At 70.4% G+C, this 14,822-nt stretch carries 17 protein-coding genes and 2 tRNA genes; 11 read left to right on the forward strand and 8 right to left on the reverse strand.

All coding sequences use genetic code 11. The features are described 5' to 3' along the window. The first annotated feature begins 159 nt into the window (after nucleotides 1–159). Entirely contained in the window at nucleotides 160–861 is a 702-nt protein-coding gene (locus BLT99_RS12500) for a TetR/AcrR family transcriptional regulator (RefSeq protein WP_092672970.1), read from the forward strand. Between the two features lie 21 nt (nucleotides 862–882). Then, nucleotides 883–1,431, forward strand: a complete 549-nt coding sequence (locus BLT99_RS12505) for a hypothetical protein (protein ID WP_092672973.1) — start codon at nucleotides 883–885, stop codon at nucleotides 1,429–1,431. On the opposite strand, the gene BLT99_RS12510 is transcribed toward BLT99_RS12505, so the two are convergent. Continuing rightward, a complete protein-coding gene (locus tag BLT99_RS12510; protein WP_092672976.1) occupies nucleotides 1,341–2,213 on the reverse strand; it encodes a helix-turn-helix transcriptional regulator in 873 nt (290 codons plus the stop codon). The two genes, BLT99_RS12505 and BLT99_RS12510, sit on opposite strands and share 91 nt — an antisense overlap. 100 nt (nucleotides 2,214–2,313) lie before the next feature. On the opposite strand from BLT99_RS12510, the gene BLT99_RS12515 reads away from it, so the two are divergent. The 3 genes from BLT99_RS12515 (at nucleotide 2,314) to tal (ending at nucleotide 5,862) form a co-directional block, all read left to right on the forward strand. After that, nucleotides 2,314–3,609, forward strand: a complete 1,296-nt coding sequence (locus BLT99_RS12515) for a multidrug effflux MFS transporter (RefSeq protein WP_092672979.1) — start codon at nucleotides 2,314–2,316, stop codon at nucleotides 3,607–3,609. A 27-nt stretch (nucleotides 3,610–3,636) separates the two neighbouring features. Then, a complete protein-coding gene (locus BLT99_RS12520; protein WP_092672982.1) occupies nucleotides 3,637–4,662 on the forward strand; it encodes a zinc-dependent alcohol dehydrogenase family protein in 1,026 nt (341 codons plus the stop codon). Between the two features lie 87 nt (nucleotides 4,663–4,749). Next, on the forward strand, nucleotides 4,750–5,862 hold the full coding sequence (gene tal / locus BLT99_RS12525; protein ID WP_092672985.1) for a transaldolase: 1,113 nt from the start codon (nucleotides 4,750–4,752) through the stop codon (nucleotides 5,860–5,862). Nucleotides 5,863–5,887: 25 nt separating this feature from the next. Here tal and BLT99_RS12530 read toward each other — a convergent pair whose 3' ends face one another. Beyond that, nucleotides 5,888–6,397, reverse strand: a complete 510-nt coding sequence (locus BLT99_RS12530) for a DUF2231 domain-containing protein (RefSeq protein WP_092672988.1) — start codon at nucleotides 6,395–6,397, stop codon at nucleotides 5,888–5,890. A 231-nt stretch (nucleotides 6,398–6,628) separates the two neighbouring features. Here BLT99_RS12530 and BLT99_RS12535 point away from each other — a divergent pair, with 231 nt between their 5' ends. Beyond that, nucleotides 6,629–8,401, forward strand: a complete 1,773-nt coding sequence (locus BLT99_RS12535) for an acyl-CoA dehydrogenase (protein ID WP_092672990.1) — start codon at nucleotides 6,629–6,631, stop codon at nucleotides 8,399–8,401. 92 nt (nucleotides 8,402–8,493) lie between these two features. Here BLT99_RS12535 and BLT99_RS12540 read toward each other — a convergent pair whose 3' ends face one another. Both BLT99_RS12540 and BLT99_RS12545 read right to left on the reverse strand, forming a co-directional pair. Then, complete coding sequence (locus BLT99_RS12540; protein WP_092672993.1) at nucleotides 8,494–9,069, reverse strand: hypothetical protein; 576 nt, start codon at nucleotides 9,067–9,069, stop codon at nucleotides 8,494–8,496. Nucleotides 9,070–9,079: 10 nt separating this feature from the next. Then, a complete protein-coding gene (locus tag BLT99_RS12545) occupies nucleotides 9,080–9,499 on the reverse strand; it encodes a DUF4383 domain-containing protein (protein WP_092672996.1) in 420 nt (139 codons plus the stop codon). A gap of 259 nt (nucleotides 9,500–9,758) precedes the next feature. On the opposite strand from BLT99_RS12545, the gene sigK reads away from it, so the two are divergent. From sigK to BLT99_RS12560, 3 genes are all read left to right on the forward strand, one after another. After that, a complete protein-coding gene (gene sigK / locus BLT99_RS12550; RefSeq protein WP_092672999.1) occupies nucleotides 9,759–10,349 on the forward strand; it encodes an ECF RNA polymerase sigma factor SigK in 591 nt (196 codons plus the stop codon). After that, the gene (locus BLT99_RS12555) at nucleotides 10,346–11,173 is read left to right on the forward strand and encodes an anti-sigma factor (RefSeq protein ID WP_157674994.1); all 828 of its coding nucleotides are present in this window, start codon (nucleotides 10,346–10,348) and stop codon (nucleotides 11,171–11,173) included. The genes sigK and BLT99_RS12555 overlap by 4 nt, the downstream gene beginning before the upstream one ends. Nucleotides 11,174–11,268: 95 nt before the next feature. Next, entirely contained in the window at nucleotides 11,269–11,559 is a 291-nt protein-coding gene (locus BLT99_RS12560; RefSeq protein ID WP_092673002.1) for a hypothetical protein, read from the forward strand. 72 nt (nucleotides 11,560–11,631) lie between these two features. Here BLT99_RS12560 and BLT99_RS12565 read toward each other — a convergent pair whose 3' ends face one another. After that, the gene (locus BLT99_RS12565) at nucleotides 11,632–12,132 is read right to left on the reverse strand and encodes a hypothetical protein (RefSeq protein ID WP_133988407.1); all 501 of its coding nucleotides are present in this window, start codon (nucleotides 12,130–12,132) and stop codon (nucleotides 11,632–11,634) included. Nucleotides 12,133–12,333: 201 nt separating this feature from the next. Here BLT99_RS12565 and BLT99_RS12570 point away from each other — a divergent pair, with 201 nt between their 5' ends. Together BLT99_RS12570 and BLT99_RS12575 are read left to right on the forward strand one after the other, a co-directional pair. Beyond that, entirely contained in the window at nucleotides 12,334–13,251 is a 918-nt protein-coding gene (locus BLT99_RS12570) for an NADP-dependent oxidoreductase (protein WP_092673008.1), read from the forward strand. Between the two features lie 148 nt (nucleotides 13,252–13,399). Next, on the forward strand, nucleotides 13,400–13,831 hold the full coding sequence (locus tag BLT99_RS12575; protein ID WP_092673011.1) for a nuclear transport factor 2-like protein: 432 nt from the start codon (nucleotides 13,400–13,402) through the stop codon (nucleotides 13,829–13,831). Between the two features lie 189 nt (nucleotides 13,832–14,020). Here the strand turns inward: BLT99_RS12575 and BLT99_RS12580 are convergent. The 3 genes from BLT99_RS12580 to BLT99_RS17665 all read right to left on the reverse strand — a co-directional run bounded on the left by BLT99_RS12580 (nucleotide 14,021) and on the right by BLT99_RS17665 (nucleotide 14,517). Continuing rightward, nucleotides 14,021–14,094: transfer RNA gene (locus tag BLT99_RS12580), tRNA-Met, on the reverse strand. A gap of 32 nt (nucleotides 14,095–14,126) precedes the next feature. Further along, nucleotides 14,127–14,198 (reverse strand) — tRNA-Thr (locus tag BLT99_RS12585). A gap of 64 nt (nucleotides 14,199–14,262) precedes the next feature. Further along, nucleotides 14,263–14,517 carry a DUF4190 domain-containing protein gene (locus BLT99_RS17665; RefSeq protein ID WP_157674995.1) on the reverse strand — a complete coding sequence of 85 codons (255 nt, stop codon included), beginning with the start codon at nucleotides 14,515–14,517 and terminating at the stop codon, nucleotides 14,263–14,265. Between the last annotated feature and the right edge of the window lie 305 nt (nucleotides 14,518–14,822).

Below are 14,822 nucleotides of genomic sequence, written 5' to 3' on the forward strand. Positions count from 1 at the left end.
GGCGAGGCTAGGCGATCTGCCCAACTGTTGTCAACAGTGTTGACATCACCGTTGGCTTCGATGACGATGAGGATGCCGCGCCCGCGGAGCGAGCTCATGACGCCCGCAGTGGCCGCGGGCGTGGCACCATGACTTCCGGAGCGAGGCGAAGCGAGGACGATGACGACAGCGGACGACGGACTGGGGGCCGCCGGGGCACGCGGCCGGCCGGCGAAGCGACGGCGCCTCGACCGCGACCGCATCGTCGCGGCCGGACTCGAGCTCGCCGCGACGCCCGGCACCTCGACGATCTCGGTGCGCGAGCTCGGCGTGCGGCTCGGTGCCGACCCCACCGCGATCTATCGCCACTTCCGGAGCAAGGAGCAGCTCATGCAGGCGCTCCTCGACGACCTCGCCGCCCGCAGCGTGGCCGAGGTGACCGCCGACCCCGACGACTGGCGCGAGCGCCTCCGCCAGCTCGCCCAGGCCACCCTGCGTCTGTTCACGCAGTACCCCGCGGTCGGGGTCGAGGCCACCGTGCTGACGACGCACGGTCCCGGCGAGTTGGCGGCGGTCGAGTTCATGCTCGACGCGTTCTCGCGCGCGGGCCTCGAGGGCGACGACCTCGTTCGGCACTACGCACTGCTGGCATCGCACGTGCTCTCGAGTGCGGCCGGCATCGCCCGGGCCAGGGCCGAGCGGCCCGACGCGGATGCCTCGGCAGCCAGTCCATGGATCGAGGGACCGCTCCTCGTTGATCCGCGGACCCACCCGCAGATCGCCGCCGTCAGCCAGCGGCTCGCCGAGCTCGAGGATCGCGACCTGTTCATGCTCGGCGTGGAGGCCGTCATCCAGTCGGCAGAGCGTGCCGCGAACGCCTGAATTCTACGTATTGTAGAAGTCATGCACCGCACGACGATCGCGCTTCGACTGCTGCTGCCGGCGTTCCTGGTCGGCGCCATCGTGGCGATCTCGTTGCTCGAGGCCCCGCTGAAGTTCCAAGCGCCGGGAATCACGATCCCGCTCGGCCTCGGCATCGGCCGCCTCGTCTTCACGGCGCTGAACATCCTGACGGGCGTAGCGCTCGCGGTGCTCACCCTCGCGAGCCTGCGGAGACCGCGCGCCGGCCGCACCTCGCTCGTGCTGCTCGGCGCCGTCTGGGTCGTCTACCTCTTCGAGGTCGCCCTCATCCGCCCGGTGCTCAACCGTCGCAGCGACCTCGTGATCGCGGGCGCCGAGGCGCCGGGCACCGACTGGGCTCACTACGCCTACATCGCCGCGGATGTCGCGGTGCTCTCGCTGCTCATCGCGCTCGTCGTCGTCACGGCGCGCGAGTTGCTGCCCGCGGCATCCGCCCCGGCTCAGGCGCCGGTGGTCGCCGGACGCTCGGCGCCCCAGGATGCGAGGAGTGCGAGCCGCTCGGCCGACGGCGATCCCGGCTCCACGGTGTAGAGCAGCATCACGAGACCCGGCTCGGCGGTGAGCAGCAGTTCCTCGTACGCGAAGGTGAGCTCGCCGACGACCGGATGGCGGAATCGCTTGGTGCCCGTCCCGTGGGTGCGCACGTCGTGTGCACCCCAGAGGCGGCGGAAGGTCTCGCTCTGCGTCGACAGCTCGCCGACGAGATCCTGCATGGCGCGATCGTGCGGGTTGCGGCCCGCCTCGGCGCGCATGATCGCGACGCACATCTCAGCGAAGCGCTCCCAGTCGGGGTAGAAATCGCGCGACGCGGGGTCGAGGAATTGGAAGCGGGCGAGGTTGGGCGTGCGGCCGCCGTCGCCGATGAGCGGCGAGTAGAACGCACGGCCGAGTGCGTTGGTCGCGAGCAGGTCCTGGTACTGGTTGCGCACGAACGCGACGCCGCCGGTGATGGACTCGAGCGCCCACTGCAGGCTCGGCCGCGCGAGCGGCTGGCGGGGCGTGCGCCCACGCGCCCGGCCCGACGCGGGGATTCCGTCGGCCGCGCGGGCCAGGTCGAAGAGGTGCGCCCGCTCGGTGTCATCCAGTCGCAACGCGCTCGCGATGGCGTCGAGCACGGACGAGGAGGCGCCCGCGATCGCGCCGCGTTCGAGCTTCGAGTAGTACTCGACGCTGACGCCCGCGAGCACGGCCACCTCGGTGCGACGAAGCCCGGCGACGCGACGGTTCGGACCGCCGGGCAGCCCCGCCTGCTCGGGCGTGAGCTTGGCGCGGCGCGACATGAGGAACTCGCGCACCTCCGCTCGGTTGTCCATGCCGACAGGTTAGGTCGGATGCCGCCGCACAGGGATGCCCTCGCAGTACACCTCTCATCAGGGACTCCTCGATGCCTCCGCGCGAGGGTTCACTCGAGGCATGCCATCCGTCACCACACCAGCCCCCGCCCCGGTGCGGAGCGCCGCCCGCCTGCTGCCGGCCGTGCTGCTCCTGCTCACGGTGTTCGGCCCGATCTCGATGGACCTCTACCTCCCGCTGCTGCCCGCACTCACGCTCGAGCTCGACGCCGCCACCTCGCTCGCACAGCTCACCGTGACCTCGTGCCTCTTCGGCCTCGCGCTCGGCCAGCTCATCGCCGGACCGCTCTCGGACCGCTTCGGCCGCCGCGTGCCGCTGCTCATCGGCGTCGCCGCCTACATCGTCGCCTCGATCTGGTGCGCCGTCTCGCCGAGCGTGGAGGCGCTGGTCGTCGCGCGCCTCGTGCAGGGCCTCGCCGGCGGTGTCGGCCTCGTGATCGCCCAGGCCGCCGGGCGCGACCTCTACTCGGGCGGCGCGCTGATCCGCTTCTTCGGCCGTTTGACGGTGCTGAGCGGGCTCGCCGCGATCGTCGGCCCACTGCTCGGCGGACTGCTCGCGACCGTCGCCGACTGGCGCGGACTCTTCCTCTTCCTCGCGGCGATCGGCGGCGCCATCCTGCTCGCCGTCGCGCTGCAGTTCACCGAGACCCTCCCGTCCGATCACCGGACGCGGGGCGGTCTGCCGCAGACCGTCCGCGACTACCGCACCCTGCTGTCCGACCGCCGCTTCGTCGGCGCCGTGCTCGTGAGCGGGTTCGCCTACGCCGCGGTGTTCGCCTACCTCGCCGGCGCGACCTACGTCCTGCAGGGCATCTACGGGCTCAGCCCGCAGCTGTACGCCGTGGCATTCGGGCTGAACTCGGCCGGTTTCATGATCTTCGGATGGCTCGCCGCGCGTGCCACGGAACGCTGGAGCCTGCACGGCACCCTCGCCATCGGCCTCGTCATGTGCGCCGCGGGCGCGCTCGGCCTGCTCGTCGGCGGCCTGTTCGCCGTGCCCGTGGGCGTCGTGATCGCCTCGCTGTTCACCATGGTCGGCGGCGTCGCCGCGACCACCCCGCCGACCACCACCCTCGCGCTCGCCGGATACCCCCGCATGGCCGGCACGGCGTCGTCACTGCTCGGGATGTCGCGCTTCGCGATCGGCGGGCTCGTGGCGCCGGCCGTCGGGATCGCCGGCGCCGCGACCATGCTGCCGCTCGGCATCGTGACGGCGTCCGTCGTCGTGGTGGCCGCGGCATCCGTCGCCCTGCTCGTGCCGCTCGCCCCACGGGATCGTGACGCGGCCGAACCCGACGTCCCCACCGACCCCGACCCGACTCCGGCCGCCGTGCTCGCCACGGCGACCGATCGATAACCCCCTCAGAGAGTAAGGAGCACCCCCATGCGTGGTGTCATCATGTACGGCCCCGGCGACGTCCGCGTCGAGGAGCGAGAGAACCCGACCATCGTCGAGCCCACCGACGCGATCATCCGCGTCACGTCCGCCTGCATCTGCGGATCCGACCTGTGGCCCTATCGCGGTCAGGACGGCAACGACTGGCCCGCCCCGATGGGGCACGAGTACGTCGGCGTCGTCGAGGAGGTCGGCTCGGACGTGTCGACCGTGAAGGTCGGCGACTTCGTCGTCGGATCGTTCTTCGCGTCCGACGACACGTGCGAGATCTGCCGCGCCGGCTACCAGTCGCGCTGCGTCCACGCCGTGCCCATGGGCGGCTTCGGCACGCAGGCCGAGTACCTGCGCGTCCCGCTCGCGGACGGCACCCTCGTGGCCACCTCGACCCGACCGACGCCGAAGCAGGAGCGCGGCCTGCTCGCGGCCTCCGACGTGCTCGGCACCGGCTGGTTCGCGGCCGTGGCCGCCGAGGTCGGCCCGGGCAAGACGGTGGCGGTCGTCGGCGACGGTGCGGTCGGTCTGCTCGGCATCCTCGCTGCGAAGCGTCTCGGCGCCGAGCGCATCATCGCGTTCAGCCGGCACGCCGACCGGCAGGCACTCGCCCGGAGGTTCGGCGCGACCGACATCGTCGAGGAGCGCGGCGATGCCGGTGCCGAGAAGGTCAAGGCGCTCACCGGGGGGCTCGGCGCCCATTCGGTGATCGAGGCCGTCGGCACGCACGAGTCGATGATGCAGGCCGTCCGTTCGACGCGCGCCGGCGGTCACGTCGGCTACGTGGGCGTCTCGCACGACGTCAGCCTTCCGGGCCTCGAGCTCTTCTTCTCGGGTGCCCACCTGCACGGCGGACCTGCACCCGTCCGGCGATTCCTGCCCGAACTCGTGGACCTCATCATGCGCGACGAGATCGACCCGGGTGAGGTCTTCGACCTGACGCTGCCACTGGAGCAGGCGGCTGAAGGCTACCGGGCGATGGACGAGCGGCGTGCGGTGAAGGTGCTGCTGACCACCGACTGACGAGTGCTGTTCGTAGGGGTGCCCGGTACCGTTCGGCGATGCGGGGCACCCCTCGCCGCCCGCCCGGAAACGGGTGAGACTGGGGCCATGAGCACGAACACTCCGACCGCCGCGCTGTCGTTGGCCGGCGTCAGCATCTGGCTCGACGACCTGTCGCGCACGCGGATCACGACGGGCGAGCTCGAGCGACTCATCGCGGAACGCGACGTCGTCGGCGTCACAACGAATCCGACGATCTTCGCGACGGCCGTCGCCGATGGCGAGTCCTATCGCGACGCCCTGCACGACCTGGCTGCCGCCGGCGCCGACGTCGAGCGCGCCGTGTTCGAGATCACGACGCACGACGTCCGTGAGGCGGCCGACCACCTTCGCGAGGTCTACGACCGAACGAACGGGGTGGACGGCCGCGTCTCGATCGAGGTGCAGCCCGGGGTCGCCCACGACACCGACGGCACCATCGCCGAGGCGCACGCGCTGTGGGAGAAGGTGGACCGTCCGAACGCCATGATCAAGATCCCGGCGACCGCCGAGGGCCTCGCCGCGATCACGGCGGCGACCGCCGCCGGCATCAGCGTGAACGTCACGCTCATCTTCAGCCTCGAGCGATACCGCGAGGTGATCCAGGCGTACCTGAACGGCCTCGAGCAGGCGAAGGCCGCGGGCCTCGACCTGGGGACGATCCAGTCGGTCGCTTCGTTCTTCGTCTCGCGGGTCGACACCGAGATCGACGCGCGTCTCGCCGCGATCGGCACCGACGAGGCGCTCGAGCTGCGCGGCAAGTCCGGCATCGCCAATGCCCGGCTCGCGTACGAGGCGTACGAGCAGGTCTTCGCCGGCGAGCGTGCGACCGCGCTGCTGGATGCCGGAGCCAACCGCCAGCGCCCGCTGTGGGCATCGACGGGCGTGAAGGATCCTTCGCTGCCCGACACGCAGTACGTGACCGAGCTCGTCGCGCCCGGCGTCGTGAACACCATGCCCGAGAAGACCCTCGAGGCGATGTTCGATCACGGCGAGGTGCACGGCGACACGGTCACCGGCTCATACGACACGGCACACGCGGTGATCGAGGCGCTCGCGCGGGTCGGCGTCGACTACGACGACGTGACCGCGGTGCTCGAGCGCGAGGGCGTCGAGAAGTTCACGGTGTCGTGGAACCAGCTGCTCGACACCGTCCGCGCCGCTCTGGAGGCGGCGCGCTGAGCGCGACCCGGCGGGCGACCCGGCGTCAGAATCCCTCGGACACCTGCGTCGCTTCATCCGCGACGCGGATGCCGTACCGGTAGGCGAGCTTGCCGCCGAGGTAGCCCGACACCATGAGGATGAGCAGTCCGATCACGCTCAGCACGAAGCCCGTGACGCTCACCTCCTCGTCCGACGCGTTCAACCGCACGATCAGGCTGATCGCGAACAACGCCGTGACGAGCAGGTTCAGCGACATGTGGATCAGCGCCGTGCGCCGGGCCCGGGTCCCCGACTGGATCTGCGAGAGATCCATGAGGCCCAGCACCGCGGCGATGATCGCACCCACGAGGCCGATGAGGATGAGGAGGCGCGCGCCGTAGACCCACGGCTCGGCCTCGTCCGCGGCGAAGCCGACCAGGTCGAACACGAAGCTCGCGATCCAAGCGCCGATCGGGATCGTCACCATGATCGGGTGGAACGGATGCCCGTACGGCCCGGCGAGGAAGTTCCGGGGCCGCTTCGCGCGGTGGAGTGGCGTGTCGTGCTGCTGCATGCCTCTACGGTGCGTGCGTCGGCGCTGCCTCGTCCATGGCGTTGCCGAATGCGAGCGGCGGTGCTAGATGCGCCGAACGGCACCGAGAGTGCTCTGGTGCGAGCGCCGGCGCGCGCCATCCGCCCGCTCGATTGCCGGATGCCACAAGCGCGCCCCTGCTCGCGCACGCCCGCCTCGTCGATCGCGACGAATGTCGGCACAGGCGCCCGAACTCGGGATTAGCCTCCGATCATGACTGATTACCGTCCGCCCGTCGCCGACCTCGCGTTCGCGCTCAAGCACGTCGTGGGCTACGACCAGGTCGCGCAGCTTCCCGGTTACGAGCACGCCGACTTCGACACGGTCACCGAGATCCTCGACGAGTTCGGCGACTTCACCGCAGAGGTCGTCGCCCCCACCAACCGCGCCGGCGATGTCGAGGGCGCTCGCCTGAACGCCGACGGCACGGTCACGACACCCTCCGGATTCAAGGAGGCGTACGCGGCCTTCGTCGACGCCGGCTGGGGCTCGGTGCCGCTGCCCGAGGGGTACGGCGGTGGAAATTTCCCCCGATCGGTCGGTCTCGCCATCCAGGAGCTCACCACCACCGCGAACATGGCGTTCGCGCTCGCGCCGCTGCTCACGCAGGGCGCGATCGAGGCGCTGCTGCACTACGGAAGCGAGGAGCAGAAGCAGGCGTGGCTGCCCAAGATGGTCAGCGGCGAGTGGGCCGGGACCATGAATCTCACCGAGCCGCACGCCGGCTCCGACGTGGGCGCGCTGACTACGAAGGCCGTGAAGCGCGCCGACGGCACCTACGGCATCACCGGACAGAAGATCTTCATCACCTTCGGCGACCACGACCTGAGTGACCAGATCGTGCATCTCGTGCTCGCCCGCACGCCCGACGCGCCCGCGGGCACCAAGGGCATCTCGATCTTCATCGTGCCCAAGTTCCTGGTCAACGACGACGGAACGCTCGGCGAGCGCAACGGCGTGCACACCCTCGGAGTCGAGCACAAGATGGGCATCCACGGATCCCCCACCTGCGTGCTGTCGTACGAGGACGCCACCGGCTACCTCGTGGGCGAGGAGAACCTCGGCATGCGCATCATGTTCGTCATGATGAACAGCGCCCGCCTGTCGGTCGGCATGCAGGGCCTCGCCGTCGCCGAGCGCGCGTACCAGCAGTCGCTCGGCTACGCGAAGGAGCGCATCCAAGGCCGCCCGATCATCGACTTCCCCGACGTGCGCCGCATGCTCATGACGCAGAAGTCCTACATCGCCGCGCTCCGCCGCATGATGCTCCTGAACGCCGTCTACGTCGACATCTCAACCCGCCACCCGGATGCCGCGACCCGCGCCCGCGCCGACGAGATCGTCGGCCTGCTCACCCCCATCTGCAAGGCGTTCGGCACCGACCTCGGCAACGAGCTGACATCGCTCGCGCTGCAGATCCACGGCGGCATGGGCTTCATCGAGGAGACCGGCGCCGCACAGCACTACCGCGACGTGCGCATCGCCGCGATCTACGAGGGCACGAACGGCATCCAGGCCGCCGACCTCGTCGGCCGCAAGCTCGGCGTGCGGGGCGGCGCCTCGTTCCTCGAGTTCATCGCGACCATGCGCGAGCTCGACGGCGAGCTGGCGGCCGCCGGCGAGGACTTCGCATCCATCCGCGCGCAATTGACCACCGGCCTCGACGTGCTCGAGCAGACGACGGGGTGGATGCTGCGCACCGGCGTCTCCGACCCCAACTCGGTGCTCGCGGGCTCCAGCCCGTACCTGCGCATCTGGGGACTCGTGGTCGGCGGCTGGCTGCTCGCGAAGTCCGCGCTCGCCGCGCGCGATCTCAACGGCGACACCGTCGCGGCGGCGCAGTTGCCGCTCGCCAGGTTCTACGCCGAGCAGCTGCTGCCCGCGGCATCCGGGCTCGTCGGTGCCGCCACCGCCGGGACGCGCGACCTGTTCGCGCTGGACGCCGACGCGTTGGGCGACGTGGTGCGTCGAACCGCCCGCGTCTGATCCACCGCCAACGACACCGCGGGGGTGGCGCCGATCGGCGCCACCCCCGCTTGTCCCCCCGGCATTGAACTACTCGTGACGTTCGAGACGCCTCAGTGATGCCCGTGTTCGGTGCCGTGCTGTTCGCCGTGCGGCACGGCGAGGTCGCCCGCCGCCGTGCCCGCCAGGGCGGGGGTCACGAGGGCGGAGACGAGCGCAGCACCGACGATGAGGCCGAACACGGAACCGCGGGCCGGTGCAGCGACGGCGGCGGCTCCGCCTGGCCGCCCACGAGCCATCCGAAGCTCGAGTGCGGCGCCGCCCGCGACGACCAGGACGAGGAGGTCGGCGGCAAGGAGAGGAAGCGGCGCCACGCCGAGCGATGGCGCCGCGCCCGAGGCCAGCAGCCCGGCTGAGGCCGCGAACACGGTCAGCGCGACGGCGAGCGTCGCGCGAGGCCACGGCAGCCGACCCGCGTGGAGTGCGAGGACGGCCCAACCGAGTGCGGCGACGCCGCACCCGGCCAGGATGGCAGCCGCCGCGGGACGGCCGAGACCGGTCGACTCGGCGGTCCCGACCGCCGGCCCCAGCGCTCCCGCTGCAGTGGCGGTGAAGACCAGTCCGACGCCGATGGCCGACAGCATGGGCCACTCGCGCGTCCGGCCCGACACCGTCCCCCGCGTTCGCATGATGACGTTCCTACGACGTCACCGGCTGCCGGTTGACGGTCGCGGCGCGTTCGACGCCGAGGCCCACCCCGAGCTGGACGAGCGCGCTGGCGAGGTGCAGGAAGTGGTCGGCCGTGTTGAGCGCCAGGATGTTCGCCGCGGTCCCGGCGAGGAAGAACCCGACGATTCCGAGCAGCAGGTACGCCGCGCCGACCACCGTATTGGTGATCTTCGCCGCACGGGCGCTGACCAGCCCGGCGATGAGCAGCGCGCCGCCGATCAGCAGATGGGCGACGTTGTGCAGCGGGTTCACGGCGAAGACGCCGAGCAGCAGCCCACCTTCGGTCGCGATGAAGCCGACGCCGCCGGTGACGGCGAAGCCGAGCAGGCCGACGAGCAGGTAGACCGCACCGAATACCGTGGCGACGATGCGATTCGGGGAGTTGCGCATGATTCCTCCTTGGAACAGGCAGCGGATGCCGCTTCACACGGTCGTTCGGAGAGGGCAGCGCCACGGATTGGAACTGCTCGGACCAATCGGCTCCGCGGTCGGCTCCGAACCACCAGCAGCCAGGAATCGAGGAACCCATGCTCGCTGTCGCACTGATCGGGCTCGCCGGCGGACCGATCACGTTCACCTTCCGATGACCGGTGTGCTGGCGCCATCCGTCTCGTCCCCTCTGGGGCGTCCGGCATCGAGCCGCTCTGGCATGCTGGATGCCGTGGACGACGCCGAGGTGCACCCGGGGGTGCACATCGCGCCCCTCGGTGAGCTGCTCGTCGCGACCGCCGGGGGCGACCGCGACGCCTTCAGCCGCTTCTACGACCACACGGCCGCCCGCGTTCACGGACTCGTACGTCGAGTGCTCGTCGATCCCGCCCAGGCCGAGGAGGTGACACAGGACGTGTTCCTCGAGGTTTGGCAGACGGCCGCGCGATTCGACCCCGCGCGCGGTACCGCCGTCTCGTGGGTTCTGACGCTTGCCCATCGTCGCGCCGTCGACCGGGTGCGTTCGTCCCAGGCATCGCGCGAACGCGACCTGAGGATCGGCATTCGCGATGTCGCGGTGCCGGTCGACGACGTGGCCGAGGCGGCCGAGATCGCGATCGAGCACGACCGCGCGAGCGAGGCGTTCGCCCGGCTCAGCGACGCCCAGCGGGAGTGCCTCGCCCTGGCCTACTACGGCGGGTGCACCCAGTCGGAGATCGCCGAACGCCTGGGGATCCCGCTCGGCACGGTCAAGACCCGGCTGCGCGATGGCATGATCCGATTGCGCGAACTGCTGGGGGTGACCACGTGAACGGCACCGACGACCTGGCTGATCGAACGCCCTCGCCCGAGGAACTCCGCGCGCTCGCGCCGGCCTACGCGCTGGGAGCGCTCGACGAGGCCGATCGCGTCCGCTTCGAGGAGGCGCTCGCGGTCTCTCCCGAGCTGCAGCGCGACGTCGAGGCCTTCCGCGTCACGGCCTCGACGCTCGGCGACTCGCTGCCCCCGGTGGCGCCGCCGCCGAACCTCAAGGGCGAGCTCTTCGCTCGGCTCGACACGGTGGAGCAGGAGCGTGGGCGGGATGGCGCGGCATCCGCCCCCGGCACGTCGGGAGCCCCGGCCCCGGAACCCACCTCGCGCTCGGAACGCGACTCGCACCCGATCGCCGACCTCGACGCCCGGCGCAGGCGCCGCCGTCTGGTCACCGTGCTGTCGGCGGCAGCCGCGCTCGTGCTCCTCGCCGTCGGGGTCGTGGTCGGAGTGAACTGGCAAGGCCCGAACGGCTGGGGCGCACAGCGTGAGTTGGCCGCCCTCACCGAGGCCCCCGACGCCGAGCGGGCCACCGTGCGGGCCACAGGCGGCGGCGAAGTCACGCTCATCTGGTCTGTCGAGCAGGAACGCAGCGCTCTCGTCGCGGAGGGCCTGCCCGACGTGGGAGCCGAGTCCAGTTACCAGCTCTGGTACATCGATGAGAGTGGGGCCGCCTCGGCAGGGACCTTCGACATGCGCGGCGACGAGTCCTGGCGTCTTCTCGAGGGCGAGTTGCCGCCGGGCGCTGCGGTCGGCATCACCGTCGAACCGGCCGGCGGTTCGACGCAACCGACCACCGAACCCATTGCGGTCATCCCGACGTGACCGAGCGGCGATCGCGACCAATCCGGTCGGGCATCGCGTGCCGAATACTTTGCAGTAGGCGGCGACGACGCCGCCTCGGAGGATCGGAGGAACCCATGCATGTCCGCTCTCTCGCCATCGCCGGGGCCCTGGCTCTGACGGCCACGTTCGCCACCGCCGCGCCCGCGATGGCTGCGCCCACGGCCGCCCCGGACGGCACGAACTGCTGGGGCGTGGTCTCGTCGCAGGCTGCCCGCTCGGACGGCGGTCTCGGTGCGCACAGCAGTGCGCAGGAGGAGCCGCGGCTCGGACTCGGCAACGTCGCCCGCTTGTTCGGCGTCGACGGCCTCGGCGGGCTCGGATCGCTGCTCGCCTCGATCGACGGCAACGACGCGACGCACTGCTGACCGTTCGCAGCGACAGGGCACGCTCGATGGGCGTGCCCTGTCGCCGTTCAGCGCGCCGTCGCCGGCATCCACTCAATCCAGCTCGTCGCAGAGGTCTCTCGTGCGACCGGACGAGCCCACGATCGTGAAGACGTTCTCGGCGTCGACCTCGTGGGTCACTCGGCCGACGTAGAGCGTGGTGGAAGGGCCGGCCGGCACATCCGTCGGGAACAGGATCAGCACGTTGTGTCCCGTGCTCCTGACGGTCCAGGATCCATCGGGATTGAGCGTGCTGCTGCTCACGGACCCGTTTCCCTTCAGTGAGACGGTCGCACCAGTGTCCACGTTGGTGAACGTGAGATCGGTGCCACGCCCGGCGGTGAGCGTCCGGACGAGGTTCCCATCGGAGTCGGTGAATTCCCTCGTGATCAACTTCCCGCCAGAAATGTCAACGCCCACTTCGAAGTCGCACGCCGTGCCGGCCGGAAAGACGGCGTCGAAATCGGCGGCGGACGCGGGGCCCGCTGCCGTCACCGAAAGAAGTCCCGCCGCGACCGCCGCCACTGCCCATTGACGTTGATGATGTCCTGCCATGATCGGCCTCCCCCCATGAGCGCGCGACTTCGGCTCCGAAGAAGGGTCGATCGCGGAAGTTGCGCCGACGTTCCGATTTGGGAGCAGGATGGCAGTCCGAGCACACCGCCGCAAGAGGCCGGATCATGGCATTGGAGGCTGAGTGCCGTCTCCGGCGGATAGAGGTGCAGTGCGGCGTCGACGGAGGAAAGGAGTTGCCGGATGAAAGCGATCGTGGTGACCGATCAGGCCGCGGGGTTGGCCGGCATGACGTTGGTGGAGCGAGCCGCGCCTCAGGCGGCCATCAACGATGTCGTCGTCCAGGTCCATGCCTCGGGATTCGTCCCGACCGAGTTGACCTGGCCCTCGACCTGGACGGATCGCCTCGATCGTGACCGGACGCCATCGGTTCCAGGCCACGAGCTCGCCGGAATCGTCACCGCCATCGGTTACGGCACGACCGGACTCTCACTCGGGCAGCGGGTGTTCGGCCTCACGGACTGGTATCGCGACGGCACCCTCGCTGAGTACGTCGCCGTCGAGGCACGCAACCTCGCGCCCCTGCCGGGCGATGTCGACTTCACGGTGGGCGCGAGCCTCCCGGTCTCGGGGCTCACCGCGTGGCAGGGCCTGTTCCAGCACGGCCGTCTGCAGGCGGGGCAGTCCGTCCTCGTGCACGGCGCGGCCGGCGCGGTCGGATCGATGGTGGCGCAGCTCGCACGAGAGACCGGCGCCTACGTCGTCGGCACCGGACGGGCCGCCGACCGCCAGACGGCACTCGACTTCGGCGCCCACGAGTTCGTCGACCTCGAGGAGGACACCCTCGAGGACGTCGGCGGAGTCGACCTCGTCTTCGACGTCATCGGCGGCGAGATACAGCGGCGCTCCGCCGGCCTCCTCCGGGAGGGAGGAACATTGGTCACCATCGTCGGGCCACCGGAGACCCGGCCCGCCGAGGGCCTGGCCATCGACTTCGTCGTCGAGGCCGATCGGGCCCAGCTCGGTGAGATCGTCCAGCGTGTGCGGGACGGCCGATTGCGCACGAACATCGGCACCGTCGCAGCCCTCGACGATGCCGTCGCCACGCTCAACCCGACGGAGCGGCGGACCGGGAAGACCATCATCCGCGTTCACCGGTAGACATTACGCACCCCGAGTCACGTCGCTCGTTCCGTCCGACGACCACGGCCACGACTGCTGCGGCCCGGAGAAGTTCGGCTGGATGGACATCGTCGAGCAGAGGTTCGAAGATCGAGATCAGACGGTCGCACCTTGGAGGTGTCGCGCAATGGAGTACGAACAGGTCCGGAATCTGCTCCTGCAACAGTGGAAATACACGGCAGGACCCAACGAGTCCAAGGCGTCAGAGCTCTACCATGACGACGTCGTGCTCGAGTTCCCGCAATCGGACGAGTGGTTCGAAGGCAAGCTCAATCAGCAGGGATGGCGCGAGCGCTATCCCGCGAAGCTCGATTTCCAGCCGCAAGAGATCAGAGGCTCCGGCGACCTCTGGATTGCGGAAGGGCTACTCAGCTATGACGGCGGCGAACCGCTGCACTACGTCAAGATCATGCAGTTCCGCGGCGACAAGGTAGCGCGTGAAACGCTCTACTTCGCCGACCCCTTCCCGGCGCCGGAATGGCGCCGGCCCTGGGCGTCGAAGGGACCGCGACCCAAGCGGCACGATGACCTCCCCGAGCACGTGATCGGCGGGAACTGAGCTGGTCTGCGGGGCCTGCTCCGCACTGATGCACGGGGTTGTTGCGTCCTCGGATTCAGGAGCTGGACGACGGCGAAGAAGCCGGCAGACGCCCGTCCGAGACGGCGTCGGCGTGCCGGATCATGCCACCGCCGCTGCGCGCCGGTCCAGGCCGGGCACAGAGCACACCGGTGAACCGAAAGGATTCGGTAGCGAGGGCGGGACTCGAACCCGCGACACCACGATTATGAGCCGTGTGCTCTAACCACCTGAGCTACCCCGCCGCGAGGCTTCTCCGGCGTGCCGGAGGAACCAGAGCCCCGAGTCAGGATTGAACTGACGACCCCTTCCTTACCATGGAAGTGCTCTACCACTGAGCTATCGGGGCAGTGTCGCCGCTCACGGCAACCACACGAGGATATCACCGCTGAGCGCGCGCATGAAATCGTGGGTCAGATGCCGGATCCGACGCCAGACGACGCCGCCGCGGCGCCGATCATCACCACGATGAACAGGATGTAGGCGCCGATCCCGAGCACCCACAGGGCCGTGATCACGTACCCCGAGATGAGTCCCGTCAAAGCCGCCCAGTCGCCCTGCTCGCCGCTCGCGCGCAGCTGCCGCCGGGCGATGTGGCCGGTGACGATCGCGGCGATCGAGCTGAGCAGGCCGAAGAACAGGCTGCCGAGTCCGAGCCCGAAGCTCACCCACGCGAGGATGTTCTGCCGCGGCGCGGCGGGAGCGCTCCAAGCGCCCGGACCCACCGGCACAACCGGTGACGCCGCGTACGGGTCGGCCGCCCCGTAGGCATTCGCCGACCAGGCGCCGGGCGCGGGCAGGACGGCGGTCGCCGGAGGCGCCGGAGGGGCGGGCGGAACCGGCGGGAACGGTGCAGTGGCGGTGACGGGGGCGGGCGGGGGTACGGGGGCGGCGTCGTTCACGGGGCTCCAGGGGACCGGGTGCGGGGAAGGGTCGAGCGTCATGCTATCGGGCGCGGATGTCGCGTGGGAGG

The sequence above is a fragment of the Agromyces flavus genome (assembly GCF_900104685.1).
Classification (GTDB): domain Bacteria; phylum Actinomycetota; class Actinomycetes; order Actinomycetales; family Microbacteriaceae; genus Agromyces; species Agromyces flavus.

Excerpts from the sequence above, each read along its gene's own strand:
- BLT99_RS12500 (WP_092672970.1), top strand. The coding sequence starts at position 160 with ATGACGACAGCGGACGACGGACTGGGGGCCGCCGGGGCACGCGGCCGG.
- BLT99_RS12540 (WP_092672993.1), bottom strand. The coding sequence starts at position 9,069 with ATGCGAACGCGGGGGACGGTGTCGGGCCGGACGCGCGAGTGGCCCATG.
- BLT99_RS12575 (WP_092673011.1), top strand. The coding sequence starts at position 13,400 with ATGGAGTACGAACAGGTCCGGAATCTGCTCCTGCAACAGTGGAAATAC.
- BLT99_RS12565 (WP_133988407.1), bottom strand. The coding sequence starts at position 12,132 with ATGGCAGGACATCATCAACGTCAATGGGCAGTGGCGGCGGTCGCGGCG.
- BLT99_RS12535 (WP_092672990.1), top strand. The coding sequence starts at position 6,629 with ATGACTGATTACCGTCCGCCCGTCGCCGACCTCGCGTTCGCGCTCAAG.
- BLT99_RS12545 (WP_092672996.1), bottom strand. The coding sequence starts at position 9,499 with ATGCGCAACTCCCCGAATCGCATCGTCGCCACGGTATTCGGTGCGGTC.
- BLT99_RS12530 (WP_092672988.1), bottom strand. The coding sequence starts at position 6,397 with ATGCAGCAGCACGACACGCCACTCCACCGCGCGAAGCGGCCCCGGAAC.
- tal (WP_092672985.1), top strand. The coding sequence starts at position 4,750 with ATGAGCACGAACACTCCGACCGCCGCGCTGTCGTTGGCCGGCGTCAGC.
- BLT99_RS12570 (WP_092673008.1), top strand. The coding sequence starts at position 12,334 with ATGAAAGCGATCGTGGTGACCGATCAGGCCGCGGGGTTGGCCGGCATG.
- BLT99_RS12505 (WP_092672973.1), top strand. The coding sequence starts at position 883 with ATGCACCGCACGACGATCGCGCTTCGACTGCTGCTGCCGGCGTTCCTG.
- BLT99_RS12520 (WP_092672982.1), top strand. The coding sequence starts at position 3,637 with ATGCGTGGTGTCATCATGTACGGCCCCGGCGACGTCCGCGTCGAGGAG.
- BLT99_RS12560 (WP_092673002.1), top strand. The coding sequence starts at position 11,269 with ATGCATGTCCGCTCTCTCGCCATCGCCGGGGCCCTGGCTCTGACGGCC.
- BLT99_RS12515 (WP_092672979.1), top strand. The coding sequence starts at position 2,314 with ATGCCATCCGTCACCACACCAGCCCCCGCCCCGGTGCGGAGCGCCGCC.
- sigK (WP_092672999.1), top strand. The coding sequence starts at position 9,759 with ATGCTGGATGCCGTGGACGACGCCGAGGTGCACCCGGGGGTGCACATC.
- BLT99_RS12510 (WP_092672976.1), bottom strand. The coding sequence starts at position 2,213 with ATGGACAACCGAGCGGAGGTGCGCGAGTTCCTCATGTCGCGCCGCGCC.